Below are 15,086 nucleotides of genomic sequence, written 5' to 3' on the forward strand. Positions count from 1 at the left end.
TTCCTCCACTCAAAACTATTCGTTTATTGTTACGCGTTTTGCAACTTTTCCAGCAACACGCAAAATCAATTCGCTTCCTTCTGTTACTGCGTAAGGAACCGAGAAATGTCCGCCTGTATGGTTTAGCGCCACAAGCTGACTGCGCTGACCGTTGCTTTCAATACATTCAACCGTCATTGCTACTGGATAAGGGAATTGAGCAAGCTCAGTTTCAAAAATTCCATAAATCAAATCGTCTTTTGGTTTTACCGGAAATGCCATTTCGACAGACATTCTTGTGTAATTTTCAATATATTGGCTGTCAAATTTCTGCTGGCTCACAACTGAATTTTCTTTTTCGTCTTTTGCAGCCTTGTGAGCAGAAAAATCAAGAACAACGCGCAAATTTGGCAAGAGAGCGAGCATTTCTTTTACAGATTTTCCGATAAGTCTAGGAACGGCAGTGTTGTCAAAGCTTGGACCGCGGCTGACAATCAAATTAACCGTAACAGGATTAGAAATTTTTGTTCCGGCAGGCGGCTCCTGTTCAAGAATTGTGCCAGCTTCTTCGAGAGAAGCCTTGTAAACAGGTTCTGCAAGCAAAATAAGCGGCCGGGAAGAACCTGTAAACATCGTTGTCAAATCAATTTTTAAGTTATCATATTTCTGACCAATATAATTGCCAACTTCCGAAACGATTGCTCCGCGGCTGACAGTAAGATTTACGCGTGTTCCGGCTTTTACGATTGCTCCGGAAGACGGCGACTGAGAAATAATTGTTCCAGACGGCTGCTCGTCATAACGAAGCTGAATTTTCGGATACAATTCCTTTACCTGCATTTCCAAAAGAGCCTGAGCCAATTCCTTTCCTTCAACTTCTGGAACCAAAACCTTTTCCGGACCTTTTACAGTCGCAAAAAAAACTGCAAGACAAGTCAAAAGCATTACAATAACTGCAAGAATTATAGTAACAAAAAGAGCCTTGCCGTTTGCCTGCAAATTTTCCATTCCCTTTATAAAACTTACACGGCAATTCTGAATATTGAAATTTTTAATTTTTTGCCAAAGTTTAGAAAAAAATCCTTTGATTTTCATAAAATCTTCCTAATTTTTTTATTTTCCTAGAAATTGATTTTATCATCAAGAACGCAGCCTATAAAGTCCCGCGCACCGTTCATAAAACTTTTGTAATCCATATTTTTTTTGCCCTGCCATTGAAGTTCTTTAACAGCAAGCACAGTTCCGCCACCACAGACAATTTCGATTCCAACATTTTTCCGGTAAGGCAGGACAGTTCCCGGAACATTTTGAATTTTTTCGCTATTTTCAAAAGAATTTGCATCCAGTTTTCCTGGCTCCGCCTTCAAAATAGAAAGCTTTATGCCATGGCAAGCAGTAAAACACAACGGCCAGGGAATAAAGGCGCGAATCTGTCGGTCAATTTCCACAGCCGTTTTATTCCAGTCAATAAGTCCGTCTTCTTTTTTTATAAACGGAGTATAGTCGCTTTCGCCCTGCTGAGCTTTTCCGTCAAATCTTCCGTTTGCATAATTTTTTAAAACCTGAATAAAAAGCTGAGTTCCGGCTTCTACAACAGGGCTGTTTTTTCCATCTCCGTCCATCAAGCCCAAAGTTGTTTCTGTTCCGTCCAAATCCACAAAGCTTTGAGCAAGAATGTCGCCTTCGTCAGTTTTTAACGCGATTTTCTGCACAGTAACGCCAAGCTGTTTTTCTCCGGCAAGAATTGCGGCAGGAACAGGAGTGCAGCCTCTGTGTTTTGGCAGTGCTGACGGATGCAAGTTTATTCCGCCAAGGGCAAAAAGCTCAAGAAATTTTGGCCCAAAAATCCGGCCATAATCAAAAGTTACCAAAAGTTCAGGTTTTAAAGCGCAAACCGATTCACGAGCCTCTGCAAGAAGATGCTCAAATTCCAAAACAGGAATGTCATTTTCTCTTGCGCAAACAGCGACTTCTGTAGGAATCAAATCTTTTTTACGCCCGCGAGCCGACGGAACATTTGTCAAAACTCCAACAATTTCGACTCCAAGACATTTGCCCTCATCAGAACGAGAAAATTCAATTAAATTCCTTAAAACCATGGCCGACGCCAATGGTGAGCCCGCATATAAAATCTTCACTATTTTTTACTTTCCTTTGCTGCCTGTTTAGCGGCAATTTTTGCAGCGATCGAAGCCGCTTTTCTTGCTTTTTCCGCTTCTTTTTTCTGAGCGCGTTCAAGCCGCTTTTTCATCTGAGCGGTAACTTTTGCGGCAAACTCAGGATCGCCGCGGTCAATATAAACAATTCCGTCCAAATGGTCATTTTCGTGCTGAATACAGCGGGCCAAAAGACCGTCCGCCTCAAGAGTAAAAGGCTTGCCGAATTCATTTAAGGCCGAAACTGTAACTTTTGAAGGTCTTCTAATTTTTTCTTCAAAACCCGGAAGCGAAAGACAGCCTTCCTCATAATCGCACAGATCGTTGCTAGTATAAACAATCTGCGGATTTATAAAAACCCGGCGCACACCATCATCAACAGTGATTACAAAAAATCTTTTAGAAACGCCAACTTGCGGACCTGCCAGCCCAACGCCCTGAGCCTCGTCCATCGTATCAAACATTTCGTTAAAAAAACTGCGCATTTCATCGTTAATTTCAGCCGGCTCAACCGGAACACATTTTTGACGGATAACCTCTTCGCCTAGTTTGTAAATTTTCATAAAAACCTTCAAAAAAACAGAATTTTCGGGTTCAGCCTACCACAAAAAGCGTTTTTTTTCTATAAGATAAAAATTTGGAGCACAAAACACCTGCCGCGGCCCGTCTTGCATGGTTTTATCCGGCAAAAGCCGGACGCTGCGCGCCATTCCAGCCGGGGCTAAGATTTTTTGTTAATAAAAGTCGTTTCTCGCGCCCTGCGAATTTTTTCCAAAAACTCTTTCTCTAGCAACAAAGCGCAAAATTCAATAGACTGTTCTAAAATTGCAAAATGTTTCTGGAGCATACAGATGATTAAAATCATAAACTATAAAGATTTAAAAGACGATTTTTTTAACGGACGCGACTTTGGCTCTTCAATCGACATTGTAAAAGACATTCTTCTTAACGTAAAAACAAACGGCGACAAAGCGCTTTTAGAATACGGCACAAAATTTGACGTAAGCGCGCCTTCTTCGCTCGAAATTCCTCGGTCAGAATTAAAATCTGCCGCTCAAAAAATGCAAAAAGAGAATCCAGAACTTTATAAATCGCTCTGCTACAGCCACGACCTTGCGCTTCGCTTTGCAAAAAAACAGCGCGAATCTTTTGACAATTTTGAAGTTGAACTTGAACCTGGCCTTTTTACCGGCCAGAAAAACATTCCTGTCGAAAAAGCAGGTGTTTACGTTCCGGCAGGACGATTTCCGCTCGTAAGCACAGTTGTAATGACAGTCACTCCGGCAGTTGCGGCAGGCGTAAAGGAAATTGTTCTATGCACACCGCCAAGAGTTCATCCTGACGACAGAGAAGCCGCGCAAAAAGCAGGAACTGGAATTCCGGGCTCTCCTTTTGTCGGCGGAAAACCTTATGCTGACGAAAATATTATGGCGGCGGCATATATTTGCGGCGTTACAAAGGCTTACGCCTGCGGCGGAGCACAGGCAATCGGAGCACTTGCTTTTGGAACACAGTCAATTCCTCGCACAGACGTAATCGTAGGTCCAGGAAACAAATTTGTTGCAGAAGCAAAAAAACTGGTTTACGGAACAGTCGGAATCGACATGGTTGCAGGTCCGACAGAAGTTTTTATCATTGCAGACAAATCGGCAAATCCAGAATGGGTTGCAGCCGACCTTCTTGCGCAGGCTGAGCACGACATTGTTGCACAACCAATTCTGGCAACAGATTCAAAAGAACTTGCACAGGCGGTACAAACCGAAATCGAAAAGCAGCTTAAAGTCCTCGAAACAAAAGAAACGGCGGAAAAATCAATCGAAAACTGCGGCGCAATCATTCTCTGCGACAATATTGAACAGGCAGCAGAAGCCGCGAACCGAAAAGCCCCGGAACACCTCGAACTTGCAATGGACGAAGGAACAACACGCGACAAAATCGCAGAACTTTGCCACAATTACGGCTCGCTCTTTTTGGGACACGGCAGCGCAGAAGTTTTTGGCGACTACTCAGCAGGACTAAACCACACTCTTCCTACTTCTGGAAGCGCACGTTTTACAGGCGGCTTGAGCGTACGTGTATTCTTAAAAACAGTCACAACTTTACGCACAATTCCAGGCTCAAAAGGCGCAGTTTCTTCTGCAAAAGCCGCAGGACACCTTGGCGACGCCGAAGGACTTGCAGGCCACGCACATGCAGCCCGCTTAAGACTTGAATAAAAAAACACCTGTCTAAGTCCATGCAACTGGCTAAAAAGAAAATAATTTTTTGTCAGAAAAACTAGAATAAACCGGAAAGCTTAGCCCGGATCGGAATGGCTTTAGTTGTCGGGGCAGGTTTAGTTTTCTAAATCTGCCCCGACAATGGAGCGGACAGCGCAACCATGCAGAGCCGGATTGACCGCAAATTGCGCTCCAAAATAAATTCGAGCCTTATGCGCCTTGAGATTCGCCAGTTATTGTCAAGACAACATCGGTAAATTCCACACAAGTTCCACGAGTTCCAAACATGCCTGCATAAAAGTAATCAGAATCTTTTGCCACAAAATCAAAATCCGTGTAAGTGGTTTCGTAAGCATTGCCTTTATAAACAGTCTTAACTTTTACAACCTGGCCAACTCTTTCAATTGAAAATTCTGCGGTTTCGTCGTTATTATAAAGAGCCGAAATTTTGTTTTCAGAAACTTTTAAAGAACCAGATTCTCTCTTCCAGTTTGCAATACAAGAACTTGCAGAATCTGCATAAAGTCCTGCAGATACATAGTTTGAGCTTACCGCAATTTTGTTTGGAGCATAGCAGTCGTCGCGAAGCATTAAACCAAAGCCCGCCTGATTTTTACCAGCCACCGATACTAAAACTTTTGCTTTTACAGTAAGCGTAAAGTTTTTGCTTACAGGAATCTGTTTAAAAGCAAAAGCAAAACCGTCTGCCGAAGAAGTTATTTTTCCTTTTGGCGAGGCCGTCCCTGTCTGGCCAACCTTAAAAACTCCTGCTGAAGTTTCCTGTGCAAAAAATCCATTTGAAGCAGCAGAAGGATCTCCTCCGCAATCGCCAAAAGCAGTTCCATACCAGCCTTCAGACGTACACTTTAAGTTTTCTACAGAATTTAATTTTGATAAATCCGGAGCAGCATAATCAACAAATACATAGTCTGGATTTTTTACAAGATCTTTATCCTTTGAAGGAAGATAAGTTGATTTTACATAAGGTTTTAATGCACATGAACTTTGAGAAATTGTCATGGCAAAAAAATACGAAACCATTTTTGCGCCATAAATATTGATATGTGTTCCATCAACTGATTTTAAGTTTGGCAAATCGGCAGAACTTCCTTGAGCCATTGCATGAAAATAAATCGCTTCATCATAGCCAAGTTCTTTGTATTTTTCTTTTGTCATTGTCGTCAAATCTACAAACTGAACAGATTTTTCTTTTGCAAGTTCTTCCGCTGCTTTTCTGTAATCCCCCGAAGCAGTTATATGGGCATAAGAACCCGAATAATCGTTTGAAGAACTCAGACGAACAATTGGAGAACAAATAATCGGTGTTGCGCCTTTTTCCTGTACAACCTTTATATATTTATTAAAAAGAATATTTTTAAAAGAACCTTCTGTATCTGTCGATTCAGCGGCGCTTGCAAAACGGTCTTCGTCATCAGATTTTTGATCGTTGTGGCCAAACCCAATTACAAGAAAATCGCCATCCTTAATTTCAGCAATCAAAGTCTGGTAATTTTCTTCCGTAAGAAAACTTTTTGCAGAACGGCCAGAAAGAGCTAGATTTCTTACTGTAATCTTAGACGACAAGTTGTTTGCCAACTGAGTTCCATAACCATAACGCGGATAAAAATATGTTGCGTCAGTATGTTTTCCATCTTTTACATAATCACAAACAGTCGAGTCACCAACAACCCATAAAGTCGCCGCAGAAAGTGCCGAATCATCGTACTCAGATGGCGTCGAATCGCCTGGATTTTCGGGAGTTGCCAGATTCTGGCTTCCGCTGTTGTCAGAAGAAGAATCGTCTCCGTCAGAACAAGAAATAAAACCTGTTCCCAGCAAAGCTAAAGCCGTAAAAACTGCCGCTATTTTTACAATTTTTTTCATTTGATTTGCTCCTAAAAAAAGCCAAGATTAAAACTTCAATTTTAATCTTGACTTTTTAAGTTGTTTCGCAACGAAGTGAGAAACAACAGATGATAAGAAAGTTTGCAACGCAAACTTTTAAAGATAAAAACAGACGCCATTTTCGGCTGTTTTTATCTTACCTACTATTTTTTTACATATTCTATTGGATTAAACCTTTTACTAGTACGTTAGAAATTATAAATGTGCGTCCTGCATTTTCCTTTGTATCCTTGTATGCTGGATAAACTCTTATATAAAGCGATTTGCCATTTTCTACAGGAAGTCCAAGTGCGTCTGAACTATTCTTTGAACCGCCGGCAGAATTTGAACATAGAACTTCTTTTTGAGCAGTTTTCATTTCGCAAATTGGCTCTGGATTAGAAAAATCTTCATTTGTAGAATAATAAGCGCTCCAAGCCATATATGAACCACCAGAAGAACAGCAGTCAAAACTGATTTCGTTTACTGTAAGGTCAATACCACTGGCTGGAATTTCATATTCAATATAAACATCGTTCATTTTTGCACCAGTGTCGTTTACAGGCCAGACATTGCCGGGATTGTCGATTGTTACGCGGGCATAAGTTTCTGTGCCGATTGTTTTATTAGAAGATTTTATAAGACCATTAAGTCTAGTTTCTGCGGGAACAACATCCTCAGAAGTTGAAGTTGCGGCAACCGAAAAGCTGCCCCCCCCCCGAAATCATAGGCCAATTTACCGTAAAATCCGTACCTGACACCGACAATTCTTTCCCTGCGCCTGAAAGAGCAATTTTTAAAGCAGAACCGTCAACTGTTCCTGCCGGAGTATTTCCAAAATCAGGAGTTACAGATGAATGAGTAACCGTTATATCGCCATTGTATGAAATTACTTCTGTTGGACTAAATTTTATAAATACTTCAGTTCCCATAAAATTTTCATCTGTTTCAATCGTTAAAACTGAATCAAAACTTCCGCTGTCAGAAAGGCTAAGCCCAAAACCTGAAGGAGCAGTAATCGTAATTGTTCCGCTTTTGTTTTGAAAATTAGAAATTCTAAAAGAAGTTGTTTTTGTTGCATTTGCAAGAATACGTCCAAAAGCAAGATTTGACTTATCAACCATAATTCTTGGCGAACAATCTTTTATATAAGAAGTCAAATATCCGTTTTTCTTTAATTCATCTGTAACAATTTTTCCAAGCTCAAGACCGCCCAGTGTTCTTTCGTGAGTGTTATCACTGTCTACATAAAAATATTTTTCCTTGCCTGCATTATTGTATTCTGCAACACGAACAGCGCTAAGTTCTGTCATATCAACAAGAATTGCGCCCTGTTTTTTGGCGGCAGCTTTCATTGCGGCAGGATAATTTCCACGAGGAGTAGAATCTCCTGTCATAGTTTTGTTTGACCAGTCGTGTTTTCCATAAGCGCTTACTTCTGAACCAGAATAATCACCGCGAACAAACGGAGTTACACAGATTGGAACCGCTCCAAGTTCACGTGCTTCAACAATATATTTTTCCATAAAGTCGTAGTGAGTTCCAGCAACTGTCTCATTTGCATTTTCAGAAGCAAAAGTAAACTGCGCTCCATAAGTTTTATCGCAGTCAGTCAATGCTCTTTGGTCATTATGTCCAAAAGAAAGAATTACAACTGATTTTTTTCCAGCCTCATTATTAGCCTGAATACGGCGCTTTACTTCTGGCCAACGAGAATCTTCATTATAAAAAAGTCTTGAAGAACGGCCGCCGTTTGCAATATCAGTTACAACATTTGCCTTTGTTTCATCAAAAAATTCCTTGAGAGCCTGTCCAAGGCCATACTGATCAGAATCGCTGGCAGAATAATCTCTCATAATTGAATCACCACAGCAGAAAATATCTATATTTTCAGAAATTGTTCTAAGGTCAAACGGATCTGACGAAACTCCCCTGTTCGGCTCTTCAATTTTTACTTTTAACTCTGCTTTTTTCGTTGAATCCGAAGATAAAGTTCCTGTTACAACAGTTTCGCCACCAGAAAGCGGAGTTAATTTTCCAGAAGAATTTATCGAGCATATATACGGATTTTCTACAGTCCAGGTTGCTTCTCCGTCCATTTTTAACGTTTTTGAAGCCGCAAGAGAAATATCTGTAAGAGTTAATTCTTTAGAATCTCCAGCTTTTAACAAATATTCAGTAGCTTCAGCATTCAAAACCTTTTCGTCGTCTGATTCATCTTTTTCCTGCTCACCATTTTGACTGCCAGACTCAATTTCTGTCTCTTCATTAGATTCGTCTAAATCAGAACAGCCGTTTAGACAAAAAATTGCTGCAAAAAGAAGAACTGCAAGTATATTTCTTATAATTTTTTTCATACAAAACCTCCTTAGAAATAAATACAAACTTCCTTAGTCAAAATATACTTTTTACCTTTTGGACAAAACCAGTATTTTTCAGAACTATTAAGTCATTTATAGATTATTATGTATAAAAGTATTCATTTTCGTATAAAATAAAAACAAACTGCTAATTCATTAAAAAAAACATACTCAATTACGCAAAATCAAAGTATAATTATGTATAAAAAAGCAATTATGATTTAGAAATTTTATAAAAAAAACGGAAAACTATATGAATTTTAAAATTTCCCAAAGAAAAGCATTCTTAACTGAACAAAAAAACAAAGGTCAAAGAATTACAATAGGATTTACCGGAATTGCCGACCTTCGTTCTTTTATTGCGCTAGAATACATCGAAGGCATGATGAAAGCCGCCGTTGACTACGATATAAACTTTATAAACATGGGAGCGGCAATAAAATATTCTCTTTTTGAAGACATAAATTTTGTAAATCACTATATGAAGAATTTCAATTTTATGAAAAAACCCTTTCTTGACGGAATAATAACCTGGGCCTCTTCATTAAGAGAATTTGTTGACAGCGAAAAAATTCTAGAAACTTTTAACAGTTTAAAACCGCTCCCAATGATAGACATAGGACATCTTGATATTCCTGGAGTTACAGCTCTCAGAATAGACAGCGATTCCTCAGTTCAGATGATTATGGAGCATCTTGTAAAAATTCACGGTTATTCAAAATTCGCATTTATAGGAGCAGACGTTTCTGAGCCGCACAGAAAACGACTTTCGGCGTATAAAAACGAATTAAAAAAATATGGGCTAAAAGAAATTGAAAATTCCGTTTATATGGCGAATTCCATGAGCGTGATTTCTCTTGCAAACACCGTAACCCGATTTTTGCAAGACCATGACATTCAAAAAAAAGAAATTGAAGCTATTGTAACGACAACCGACATTATTGCAGCAGAAGTTATAAATCAACTGGAAAAAAACGGTTTTAATGTTCCAAAAAATATTGCCGTTACAGGTTTTAACAATTGGTACGACGGAATAACCGCAAAAACTCCAGTTACAACAGTCAATCTTGAATATTTTAAGCGCGGTTACATGGCGGTTGAACTTTTAATCGACAAGATAATGAATCCAAACTCTACGTGCAAAATTGTAAGGGTAAAAACTTCACTTGTCATAAGGCAATCTTGCGGATGTTTTGAAAAAAGCGTGCAAAATGCAGGAAAAAAAATTGATTTAACAGAAGACGAGACAGAAATTTCAGAACAACAGTTAAGACAAAAATTATTTTATAAACTTTTGGAAATTTTCAAAACCGAAAAAGAAGTTGATATAGAAAATCTGGTAAATTCTTTTTTTAATGATGTTTATTTAAATCCCGAAAAAAGCTGCATGCTTGAATGGTTTCAAAATCATTTGCAAAAATATTCTCATATCGCTTCGTCAAATGCAGCTTACCTTCAAAATCTAGTTACAGGTTTTAGAAATATTTTTATTCCTGTCTTGAAAAATGAAAATCTTGAAACAATTTTAAGAATTGAAGGCATTTTTCATCAAATGAGAACTCTTATTACAATTTTTACAAAATACGAAACTTTGGCAGAAAGAGAAAATCCATACAGATTGAATAATATTTCGAAAAATGCTGTAGATTTAAGCGATGCAATGGATCTCGATGAAATAATTGAGCTTCTAAAAATGCAATTAAACGAAATGAATATATCAAAAGCATTTCTTGCCCTAAACGAGTCAAATTCTTCAAATATCAACGACACAAAAATAAGACTTATCTATCCAGAACCAAAAGAAGAATTAAAACAAAAATTGCAGTTTAAAATTCACGAGCCATATCAATTTCCTAAGAGCTTTTTTATGGATACAAGATATTCATTAATGCTGGAAGTGCTGCATCATTCTGATAAATATTTTGGTTACATTTTTTTGGAAATGAAATTTTTAAATATTGCTTATTATGATGTTGTAAGATTGCTTTTAAGCAACGCTTTGTATTCTGTAAGAATAAAAAAAGCTGATGAAAAAAATGATTTTTTACTTGAAACTTCAGAAATCAACAGACTGTTAAAAAAACAAAATCCAGCTGAATCAAAAAGAAACCGAATAACCGTAAAAAGTTTAACCGACTATTTACAAAAAAATATTTCTGAAAAAACAAATCTCGAAAAAATCGCAGAACATTTTATGGTTAGCCGAAGCTACCTTTCAAAAAAAACAAAAGAACTTACAGGCTGCTCTGTTCAGGAATTGCATGAAAAGATGAAAATTGAACAGGCAAAAAAAATGCTTCTTTCTGATAATTTTTCGATTTTTGATGTTACTGCAGCTCTTGGATTTGCAAATCAAAATTACTTTTCGAATGTATTTAAAAAAAACACCGGTTTAAGTCCATGCAACTGGCTAAAAAGAAAATAATTTTTTGTCAGAAAAACTAGAATAAACCGTGGAAGCCTAGCCCGGATCGGAATGGCTTTAGTTGTCGGGGCAGGTTTAGTTTTCTAAATCTGCCCCGACAATGGAGCGGACAGCGCAACCATGCAGAGCCGGATTGACCGCAAATTGCGCTCCATTTTTCTATTTTGTTAAATCTGCGCCAAAGTATTTTTGGGAAATTTGGGCAAGTTCGCCGCTTTGTTTTAATTCTTCGATTGCTTTATTTACGGCTTCGAGCAATGTTTTTGTTTCTTCGCCTTTGCGCATTGGAATTGCAACTTTGCTTGCGTTTTCTGTCAGCGCTGCAAGTTTGAACGGATTTTCTGGCTTTATTTTTTGGTAATAAAAAAATGTCGCATTGTCGTTTAAGGTTGCGTCGGCCCGTCCGTGTTCAACAAGCTGCAATGTTTCTTCAAAAGAGTCGATTGTAACAACTTTTGCGCCAAGGCTTTCGGCAAATTCTGCATAAGTGCTGCCGAGCGAATTTGTCGTTGTTTTGCCTTTTAGGTCTTCAAACTTTTTTATTGAATTGTTGTCTTTTTTTACAATCAAAGCAGTGTGTGTATATGCGTACGGTTCTGAAAAATCGTATTTAAAGGTGCGTTCCTGTGTTACTTCTACGCCGTTCAAACTCAAATCGTAGCGTTTTGAATCAATTCCCGCAAAAATTCCGTCCCAGTCAACTTCGACAAATTCTGCCTTTACACCCAATTTTTCGGCAATTTTTTTGCCGACTTCGACATCGTAACCGACAAGTTCATTTTTTTCGTCATGGTAAGTCCACGGCGCCCAGGTTCCTTCCATTGCGATTGTAATCTTGCCTTTTTTTTGAATCTGGCTTAAAAGGTCGGCGCTCCCGCTTTTTTTGCAAGACATAATTCCTGCCGAAAAAACTGCCGCCGCAAAAATAAATAATTTTTTTTTCATAAAATTCTCCCATAAAAAGCCAATTTTTGTTTTGACTCTTTTACGTATTTTTTATTCAAACTTTCCAATAAACTCTCTTGTACGCTGATTTTTTGGTGATTCAAAGAATTCTTTTGCACCCGCTTCCTCAAGAATTTTGCCTTTTTCCATAAAAACAACACGGGTGCTCACGTTTTTTGCAAAATTCATTTCGTGAGTTACAACAATCATCGTCATTCCTTCTTCTGCAAGATTTTTCATTACCTGCAAAACTTCGCCGGTCAATTCCGGGTCAAGCGCGCTCGTTGGCTCGTCAAAATAAATAATTTTTGGATTGGTCGCCAAAGCCCTGGCAATTGCCACACGCTGCTGCTGTCCGCCAGAAAGCTGGTGCGGAAAATATTCTGCCCTGTCTTCCATTCCGACTTTTTTGAGCATTTGAACTGCGCTTTTTTCCGCCTGTTCTTTTTTTATTTTTCGGGCAACAATCAGTCCTTCCGTCACATTTTGAAGGACATTTTTGTTTCTAAACAAATTGTAATTTTGAAAGACAAATCCTGTTTTTTTGCGAATTTCGTTTATCTGTTTTTTGTGCATTTTTTTTAAGTCGTAAGTCTGGCCGTCAAAAACCAGTTCGCCTTCATCGGCTTTTTCGAGAAAATTAAGGCAACGGAGCAAAGTTGTCTTTCCAGAACCGGAAGAGCCGATTATCGAAATTACATCGCCTTTGTTTACGCTCAGGTCAATTCCCTTCAAAACTTCTAAATTTCCGAACGACTTATGCAGATTTTTTAATTCAAGAATTTTTTCCGTCATATTTTTACTGCGTTTCTCCGTCAAAAGCTTTTTCTGACAAAAAATTGATTTTTTTCTCAGCTTTCCGCTGAATCCATGTCAAAACAGTTGAAAAAATCAAATAGATGAGAGCAACTTCAATGTAAAGAGCGAGCGACTCATAAGTTCGGGCAACAATTCTCTGAGTCGCCATAAACATTTCTGTAACCGTAATGTTTGCTGCAAGAGAAGTTTCTTTGACCATTGCAATCAAAGAATTTGAAAGCGGCGGAAAGGCAGTTCTAAAAGCCTGAGGAAGCAAAATTCTCCAGAATGTCTGAAAATAGCTCAGTCCAACGCAATAACCGGCTTCAAGTTGTCCGTCCGGCACCGACTCAAAAGCGGAACGCATTGTTTCCGCCGTGTAAGCGCCTTCATTTACCGCAAAAACCGCAACCGCCGCCGGAAAAGGCTCAATCATAATTCCAAGATTTGGCAATCCGTAAAAAACAACATAAAGCTGAACCAAAATCGGAGTTCCACGAACAACCCAAATATAAAAACGGGCAATCTGTTTTAAAACTTTTATATTTGCAAATTGAACTAAGGCTGTAAGAATTCCAATCACAAGCGCCAAAAAAAACGAAATCGCAGTAAGCGGAATTGTCGTAACAAGACCAGGAATTAAAATCTTAAAAAAAGAATCAGTTAAAATGTGCCAGAGATGTTCGCTCACAATCACTCCAACCAATTAAAAAAATGGCAATTAAGACAAAAAAATAAAAAATTTACAGTCCAAAGGTCATTTCGACTGGCGCAATGACCTTTTTTTATGGCTTAATTTTCGCCGAATTTTTATTTTTCCTTATGGCGTCTGTCGAGTTCGTCATAAACATCCTGCCAAGTAACGCCCTCTTTGTACATCAAAACGCTCATAAAATAAACAAGGTCGGCCGCTTCCCAAATAACGTCTTCGCGAGATTCTGCCTCGTCTGTCAGCTCTTCGGCTTCTTCCATTACTTTTTCTCGCACACGCTTAGCGTCGAGAGTTGCAGTGTAGCTTCCTGGACGAGGATTTGCAAAACGCTCTGCAATTGTCGCATAAAGACGTTCAAGATTTGATTTTGCGTCAGGCTCGCTGTTAAAACAAGTGTAAGAACCAGTGTGGCAAACTCCGCCGTTTGGAAAAACCGTTGCAAGAACAGTGTCGCGGTCGCAATCGGCACGCATTTTTATCAAATCAAGGTAATGATGGCTTTCTTCGCCTTTAGTCCAAAGCCTATTTTTTGTACGGCTAAAGAAAGTAAGTCTTCCAGTATCAAAAGATTTTTCAAACGCTTCTTTATTTGCATAACCGAGCATCAAAACTTCGCCAGCCGGACTCTGGGCAATCACCGGAATAAGTCCATCGGTCTTTTCATAATTCAGGCAGTTTACAAAAGCATCTTTTAGATTTACAGCACCTGTATAAAGAGCCATTCCGAGCTGAACATCGCAACCGATTTTTTCAAGCTCAACAATCTGTTCAAGATTATTAACTCCGCCAGCAACAACAAGACGGCACTTCACAGCATTCCTCAAGGCACGGCAAGCCTCCATGTCAGTCCCCTGCATGCACCCTTCTTTTTCAACACAGGTAAATAAAAGCTCAGAGCAAAATTTTTCGGCTTGCTTTGCGCCTTCCACCAAAGGAATATCAACCGTTTCAGTCCAGCCTTTTACGGCAATTTTTCCGTGAATCGCATCAACCGAAATAATAACGCGCTGTTTTCCAATCGCGTCGCAAAGCTCCTGCAAAAATTCTTCGTTCAAAAAAGATTCGCCGTCTTTAGCATCTGCATTCCAGGCAGCCGAACCAACAATAACTTTTTCCGCGCCAAGGCTAATCAATTCGCGGGCTTTTTTAACAGAACGAATTCCGCCGCCAACACGAACATTTCCTTTTCTTAAAATCTGCTTTAAAAGCTCAGTATTTTTGGTGTTGCCTTTTTCATCGGTATTACGCAAAGCCTGGTCAAGGTCAATTACAGCAACTTCACCATATTTATTAAAATCAGAAATCAAAGCCTCAGCATCATCACGCTGAAGAACCAAATCTTTGCCGTTTTTTAACTGGACAACGTGCCCGTCTTTCATGTCGATAGAAGCAATTACCATAATGCCTTATTCTAGCGAAAATAAAACAGTTTTACAATTGAGAAAGATTTTCAGTATTTTTAAATTTAGGAGCGCAATTTCCGCTCGAACCGGCTTTCCGCCCTTCCGCTGTTCGCTGCATTAAAGCACGAAAATTAAAAAATTTCCGTGCTTTAACTTCGGGGCTCCAATCCGGGCTGCAAGCCCGGTCGTGTGCTTTAGCACACAC

At 39.1% G+C, this 15,086-nt stretch carries 12 protein-coding genes; 2 read left to right on the forward strand and 10 right to left on the reverse strand.

Annotated features, from left to right (window positions below; translation table 11 throughout):
* Positions 1-15: 15 nt before the first annotated feature.
* From B4N75_RS06610 to def, 3 genes are read right to left on the reverse strand one after another with little or no spacing between them, the layout of a single operon-like run.
* Positions 16-1,074, reverse strand: a complete 1,059-nt coding sequence (locus B4N75_RS06610) for a PASTA domain-containing protein (RefSeq protein WP_296017141.1) — start codon at positions 1,072-1,074, stop codon at positions 16-18.
* 26 nt (positions 1,075-1,100) lie between these two features.
* Positions 1,101-2,117 (reverse strand): methionyl-tRNA formyltransferase, encoded by a 1,017-nt coding sequence (gene fmt / locus B4N75_RS06615; RefSeq protein WP_296706926.1) that lies wholly within the window; start codon positions 2,115-2,117, stop codon positions 1,101-1,103.
* On the reverse strand, positions 2,117-2,698 hold the full coding sequence (def, locus tag B4N75_RS06620; protein ID WP_296017126.1) for a peptide deformylase: 582 nt from the start codon (positions 2,696-2,698) through the stop codon (positions 2,117-2,119). The genes fmt and def overlap by 1 nt, the downstream gene beginning before the upstream one ends.
* A gap of 288 nt (positions 2,699-2,986) precedes the next feature.
* Between def and hisD the strand changes: the two genes are divergently transcribed.
* Positions 2,987-4,351, forward strand: a complete 1,365-nt coding sequence (gene hisD, locus B4N75_RS06625) for a histidinol dehydrogenase (protein WP_296706928.1) — start codon at positions 2,987-2,989, stop codon at positions 4,349-4,351.
* A 213-nt stretch (positions 4,352-4,564) separates the two neighbouring features.
* Here hisD and B4N75_RS06630 read toward each other — a convergent pair whose 3' ends face one another.
* The 3 genes from B4N75_RS06630 to B4N75_RS06640 form a co-directional block, all read right to left on the reverse strand.
* A complete protein-coding gene (locus B4N75_RS06630; protein WP_296706930.1) occupies positions 4,565-6,238 on the reverse strand; it encodes a GDSL-type esterase/lipase family protein in 1,674 nt (557 codons plus the stop codon).
* A gap of 181 nt (positions 6,239-6,419) precedes the next feature.
* Positions 6,420-6,779 (reverse strand): hypothetical protein, encoded by a 360-nt coding sequence (locus B4N75_RS06635; RefSeq protein ID WP_296706933.1) that lies wholly within the window; start codon positions 6,777-6,779, stop codon positions 6,420-6,422.
* A 136-nt stretch (positions 6,780-6,915) separates the two neighbouring features.
* The gene (locus tag B4N75_RS06640) at positions 6,916-8,595 is read right to left on the reverse strand and encodes an SGNH/GDSL hydrolase family protein (protein ID WP_296706936.1); all 1,680 of its coding nucleotides are present in this window, start codon (positions 8,593-8,595) and stop codon (positions 6,916-6,918) included.
* A gap of 256 nt (positions 8,596-8,851) precedes the next feature.
* Between B4N75_RS06640 and B4N75_RS06645 the strand changes: the two genes are divergently transcribed.
* Positions 8,852-11,023, forward strand: coding sequence for a substrate-binding domain-containing protein (locus B4N75_RS06645; RefSeq protein WP_296706938.1), 2,172 nt, complete (start codon positions 8,852-8,854; stop codon positions 11,021-11,023).
* A gap of 159 nt (positions 11,024-11,182) precedes the next feature.
* On the opposite strand, the gene B4N75_RS06650 is transcribed toward B4N75_RS06645, so the two are convergent.
* From B4N75_RS06650 to hisIE, 4 genes are all read right to left on the reverse strand, one after another.
* Positions 11,183-11,968, reverse strand: a complete 786-nt coding sequence (locus B4N75_RS06650) for a transporter substrate-binding domain-containing protein (protein ID WP_296706940.1) — start codon at positions 11,966-11,968, stop codon at positions 11,183-11,185.
* A gap of 51 nt (positions 11,969-12,019) precedes the next feature.
* The gene (locus B4N75_RS06655; RefSeq protein WP_414717798.1) at positions 12,020-12,751 is read right to left on the reverse strand and encodes an amino acid ABC transporter ATP-binding protein; all 732 of its coding nucleotides are present in this window, start codon (positions 12,749-12,751) and stop codon (positions 12,020-12,022) included.
* A 16-nt stretch (positions 12,752-12,767) separates the two neighbouring features.
* On the reverse strand, positions 12,768-13,457 hold the full coding sequence (locus tag B4N75_RS06660; RefSeq protein WP_296706942.1) for an amino acid ABC transporter permease: 690 nt from the start codon (positions 13,455-13,457) through the stop codon (positions 12,768-12,770).
* Positions 13,458-13,576: 119 nt separating this feature from the next.
* Entirely contained in the window at positions 13,577-14,878 is a 1,302-nt protein-coding gene (hisIE, locus tag B4N75_RS06665) for a bifunctional phosphoribosyl-AMP cyclohydrolase/phosphoribosyl-ATP diphosphatase HisIE (protein ID WP_296016615.1), read from the reverse strand.
* Positions 14,879-15,086: the final 208 nt, after the last annotated feature.

This window comes from Treponema sp. UBA7570 (genome assembly GCA_002477955.1).
Lineage (GTDB): Bacteria > Spirochaetota > Spirochaetia > Treponematales > Treponemataceae > Treponema_D.

Excerpts from the sequence above, each read along its gene's own strand:
- B4N75_RS06640 (WP_296706936.1), bottom strand. The coding sequence starts at position 8,595 with ATGAAAAAAATTATAAGAAATATACTTGCAGTTCTTCTTTTTGCAGCA.
- B4N75_RS06635 (WP_296706933.1), bottom strand. The coding sequence starts at position 6,779 with ATGAACGATGTTTATATTGAATATGAAATTCCAGCCAGTGGTATTGAC.
- def (WP_296017126.1), bottom strand. The coding sequence starts at position 2,698 with ATGAAAATTTACAAACTAGGCGAAGAGGTTATCCGTCAAAAATGTGTT.
- hisIE (WP_296016615.1), bottom strand. The coding sequence starts at position 14,878 with ATGGTAATTGCTTCTATCGACATGAAAGACGGGCACGTTGTCCAGTTA.
- B4N75_RS06650 (WP_296706940.1), bottom strand. The coding sequence starts at position 11,968 with ATGAAAAAAAAATTATTTATTTTTGCGGCGGCAGTTTTTTCGGCAGGA.
- B4N75_RS06630 (WP_296706930.1), bottom strand. The coding sequence starts at position 6,238 with ATGAAAAAAATTGTAAAAATAGCGGCAGTTTTTACGGCTTTAGCTTTG.
- B4N75_RS06610 (WP_296017141.1), bottom strand. The coding sequence starts at position 1,074 with ATGAAAATCAAAGGATTTTTTTCTAAACTTTGGCAAAAAATTAAAAAT.
- hisD (WP_296706928.1), top strand. The coding sequence starts at position 2,987 with ATGATTAAAATCATAAACTATAAAGATTTAAAAGACGATTTTTTTAAC.
- B4N75_RS06645 (WP_296706938.1), top strand. The coding sequence starts at position 8,852 with ATGAATTTTAAAATTTCCCAAAGAAAAGCATTCTTAACTGAACAAAAA.